A 4582-nucleotide genomic window follows, 5' to 3' on the forward strand; every position below is an offset into this window, starting at 1 on the left:
AATGTACCAAACTTATAAATGTTATCTATTGAGGGATTATCAACCATGATATCATTTTGGCAAACCACCCAAACATGACCTTCATATTGATTTTGCGCCTCATTAACCGCATTTACACTTTTTTCTCTTCCTACTTCGATGACAACATCTTGATTAGGAAAAATAACAATACCCCTCGTACAAACTACTGGGATTGTCACTTGCAAACTCTTATTTTTCATAACATACCTCCATATGACAAAATAAGACGCTATGCGTCTTATTTACTTGCTGAATCTTTAATTAAATCATAAGCTTTACGAAGTTTGATATCATCAGCCAATTGATATGGTTGAATTAATTCCTTCACTTTTGCTAATTCCATTGTGTATTGGTCAGCAATTGTTTGGTATTCTTTTTCAATATCATCTTCCGTTGCTTCTAGATTTTCAGCTTTAGCAATAGCATCAAGAACTAAGCGCAATTTTACTTTGTTTTCAGCATCTTTCCCCATTTGCTCACGAATTTGTTCAATTGTTTGACCTGTCATTTGCATAAATTGTTGTAATGAGAATCCTTGTTGTTGCAAACGATTAGCAAAATCATTTACTAATTGATCAGTTTCATCATTAATCATTTCTTGTGGAATATCTACTGAAGCACCATCAACAACTTTAGTTACTAAGTCATTCATTGCGTTGTTTTCAGCATCAACTTTTTTATGTTCCCCTAAGTCTTTTTTAATTAAGTTTTTCAAGTCTTCTAATGTTTCAACATCAGGAGCATTAACATCTTTAGCAAATTCATCATTTAATTCAGGAAGTTGTTTTGTGCTAACTTCATGAACTTTTACTTTAAATACTACTGGTGCACCAGCTAATTCTGCCGCATGGTAATTTTCAGGGAAAGTAACATTAACTTCTTTCTCTTCACCAGCTGCAGCACCGATTAGTTGTTCTTCAAATCCAGGAATAAAGCTACCAGAACCAATTTCAAGACTATGTCCTTCAGCTTTTCCACCTTCAAATGCAACACCATCTTTGAAACCTTCAAAATCAATTACCGCTGTATCACCATTTTCAACTGTACCTTCTTTAGTTACAACTTCAGAATAGTTTTCGCGTAAACGATTTAATTCTGCATTCACTTCATCATCACTGATTTCTGTTTCTGCAACTTTGTATTCCAATCCTTTGTATTCACCAAGTGTTACTTCAGGTTTAATAACGATAATAAACTTGATTTCTGCTTTTTCTTCATCCATTGAATCAATAGCTAATTCAGGACGAGCAACAGGCCATAAGTCATGTTCTTTAAGCCCTGCTTGAAGATAACTATTCGCAACACTTTCAATTGCTTCAATCATTACATTGTTTTTTGATACATTTTTTTCAACAAGATTTTTAGGTGCATGACCTTTTCTAAATCCAGGTAATTCTACATTCTTAGCTAGTTTATCAAAAGCTTTAGCTTGGGCATCTTTCCAGTCTTGTCCTTCTAAAGTAACTTTCATTTCTCCTTTAGATTTTTCGATTATATTCCACGTTGACATTCTCTTTTCCTCCTAATGTTCAGCCTAATTATTATAACAAAATTATGACTAATTTCAAACAACTTGAAAAGTTTTATGCTCTTTTTGAAACATTTTTACAAATTTCACACAAAAACCCCATATTTTCCTAAGATAATCGTGTTTTTTCGACTTGTAATTCGTTTCTTTTGGCACTTTTCAAGAACCCATTCCACTCATTTCCACGATTCATTAATCCAAATACAACCTTTGCGACATGAAGAGCTAAATCATATCCTTCATCCTCATCATAAGACAAGGGTAGAAAATTAAAAGTATCGTGAATTAATTGTTGACTGCATAATTCAAAGAATGATGGATCACTACTCTCAAACCAATTACTTAGATATTCAACCGCAACATGAAAACCACCACTATCGAAAGGTCTTTCTAAATCACGAGGATTGAATGAATACTCCACATCATCTTTCGTAAAAACGAATTCCTCATCAATCGCCTGTTCAATGCAAGAATCAATCAATAAAGCCGCTGCTGCATGACTAGGCTTACTTAATAAGTATTCTTTGCATAAATCAAGGTGAGCTCTAAGATTCATCTTATTTAATTGATTTACCGCTATTAATTGTTGTTCATCATTGCCATATAAATAACTTTCAATTTGCTCAATTTCTAATTCTGTTGTTTTTGTATCATTCCGTTGTTCTTTAATAATGACCTTAGCTTTTTTTAATTTCTTCTCAAATTCTATGGGAATATATGGCATATTCAATTCAGCTAAGACTAATGCTTGTGCCTCATCTAATCTTTCATCTTTGATGAGTTCCAATATTTTATCAAGTATTTCATCATAATAATTACTCATAGTCAGCCTTCCTAAAATAAACCTCCAACAATTGTTGAAGGTTTATTCACTAATTATCAAACATCTTTTGTTTTAAATAATCTAGTTTCTTTGTAAATAAGTTTCTTGCATCAATTTCCATTTCTTTTTGTTCGCGACGACGTCTACTAATATCTTCTTCAAAGTCAGTTAATTTCTTTTGTTCAAGATAAATACTATTTTCGATGTCCAAAATACGATTTTGATGTTCTTCAATCATTTGGTTATACAAATCATTTTGCTCTGTAAACTGTTCTAGCTTATTAGCACGCAATTCGTTTTCTTGATTTTCAAGATCAACGAGTAAATCACGACGTTCTTGTATCATTCTTTCAAATTGTGTAAAGAATTCTTTGTGTTTTTGTGAATCTTCATCACTTTCGTATTCATTAGTCAATTGTTCATATTGATTTCTTAGCGAATTCAAACGAATTTCAATTTGATTGTTATTTGCTTGTAGTTTTGAAATAACATCTAGATGAGCATTTTTCATTGCTGAAAGTTCATTATTACTGTTTACAATAACTTCTTGTTCATTCATGAGTAATTCATCTTTAATCTTATTAGCTAAGTCATCACCATGACGGTCATCTTCTGCTTCTCTTTCATGATTTTGTTGAAGTGTTTTACGGAATTCTTCAATATATGTTTCATTTCTCGCTTTTTGTTGTGCGATTAATTCTTCATAATTTCTTTCCTTCTCAATAATCATACGGTTAAGTTCTTCTAATGACAATGAGAATTCTTCACCTGCTTTTTCTTTGTCAGCTTCAATTCTTCTTAATTCACGTTCAAGCACTTTGTTGTTTCTAAGAATTTCTTCTTCCATTGCTGCACGTTTTTTAGCTGCAAGCTTTTCAAAGATTTTTTGTTGCTTTTGAATAACAGTCATAATCTTTTCTTTTTCTTCAGCAAGCAATTGTTCTTTATTCAACACCATGTCATTGAGACGCTTTTCTTCATTTTTACGTTCTTCAATAGCACGTAGTACCTCTGCCTTAATTTCATCACGATAAGCATTAATTTTTTCTTCTTTTTGACGGATAACACGTTCAATGTCGGCAATTTTAATGTAACATTCTTCCTCGTATTGACGGGCTTTCTCTTCAGCTTCACGTTTCTTTTGTGCAAAAGCATTCTCTAATTCTTGCATATTTAAGATTATACGCTTTTCATCACTTTCAAGATTCATTTTTTCTTCCATGATTGATTTGATTCGTTCTTCATTTTCAAGATTTAACTTATCCTTTTCAATCATGAATGCATTTACGGTTGTACTAATTCTGTCTTTAATGCCTTGAATTGTATTTTCCCAATAAGTGTTAAGTCTTTCACGTTCTTCGTTTCTTTGAATAACGCGTTTATCTTCTTCTAGACGTAATTCATTAATATAAGATTCAAATCTAGCTTTTTCTTCAGTGAGTTTATTTTCTTATTCACTAATTCTCTTGTAGATATCTTCACGCTTTTCATCAAGTTCTTTCATCAAGCTTTGTTTGTACTCATCAAAATCTTGTTGATAAGAGCGTAAAATATTTTCATTTTGAATTTTAAACTCAGCTTGTTGTGCATCACATTGAGATACATAGTCAGTAACTTCTTTTTCGTGATCTGCTTTAACACGCTCTACCGCAATGTTGAAAGTATCACTGCGATTTGTAATTAACGCATCATACTCATCTTTAACAAGTTTTTGCTGGCGATAGACCTCATCTAATTTAGCTTGATTTTCTTGTTTAGTTTGTTCAAATTCAGCATTTAATTCTTCAATATGTTTTTGAAGTTCATCAATATTCTTTTCATATTGGAATATTTCATACTCACGATCTGACTTTCTTGAATTCTCTTCTTCTTGGAATTTAGTAAAGAAGTCATCAAACATTGCTTTTTTATCATCTAAAGCCTTTTGTTTAAGTTCAATAGCATTTGCTAAACGAGTTTTTTCTAAATTAATTTCATTTTGTTCTTGTTCGAATGCAATTCTTAAATCATCGAGATATTTTTCATTATTTGCATTCTTTAATTCTAGCTCGTACTGAAGTTGTCCACGATCAAATTCGTGTGATTTTTCTAAACGAATCAATTCATTTTTAAAGCGATTTTCCTCAGCGATTGCATCATTTTGCAATTGTTTTATTTGTTTCTTAATTGCTTCAATTACACCATTATTTTCTTCGATTTTCTTTGCATAG

At 31.6% G+C, this 4582-nt stretch carries 5 protein-coding genes; all 5 read right to left on the bottom strand.

The genetic code is table 11. The annotated features are described in order from the left end of the window. Window positions 1-221: LON peptidase substrate-binding domain-containing protein (locus RSB60_RS09840; RefSeq protein WP_332616061.1), on the bottom strand; the 221-nt coding region annotated here is incomplete at its 3' end. 38 nt (window positions 222-259) lie between these two features. Then, entirely contained in the window at window positions 260-1531 is a 1272-nt protein-coding gene (gene tig / locus RSB60_RS09845; RefSeq protein ID WP_323381485.1) for a trigger factor, read from the bottom strand. Between the two features lie 127 nt (window positions 1532-1658). Further along, window positions 1659-2372 (bottom strand): DUF3196 domain-containing protein, encoded by a 714-nt coding sequence (locus tag RSB60_RS09850; RefSeq protein WP_332616064.1) that lies wholly within the window; start codon window positions 2370-2372, stop codon window positions 1659-1661. Between the two features lie 49 nt (window positions 2373-2421). After that, window positions 2422-3648, bottom strand: coding sequence for a hypothetical protein (locus RSB60_RS09855; protein ID WP_332616066.1), 1227 nt, complete (start codon window positions 3646-3648; stop codon window positions 2422-2424). A 174-nt stretch (window positions 3649-3822) separates the two neighbouring features. Next, window positions 3823-4582, bottom strand: a 760-nt coding sequence (locus tag RSB60_RS09860) for a hypothetical protein (protein ID WP_332616067.1), incomplete at its 5' end; no start/stop codon positions are given.

This window comes from Anaerorhabdus sp. (assembly GCF_036657415.1).
Taxonomy (GTDB): Bacteria; Bacillota_I; Bacilli_A; order Erysipelotrichales; family Erysipelotrichaceae; genus Anaerorhabdus.

Coding starts and splice junctions, on each gene's coding strand:
- RSB60_RS09850 (WP_332616064.1), bottom strand. CDS start 2,372: ATGAGTAATTATTATGATGAAATACTTGATAAAATATTGGAACTCATC.
- tig (WP_323381485.1), bottom strand. CDS start 1,531: ATGTCAACGTGGAATATAATCGAAAAATCTAAAGGAGAAATGAAAGTT.
- RSB60_RS09855 (WP_332616066.1), bottom strand. CDS start 3,648: ATGATTGAAAAGGATAAGTTAAATCTTGAAAATGAAGAACGAATCAAA.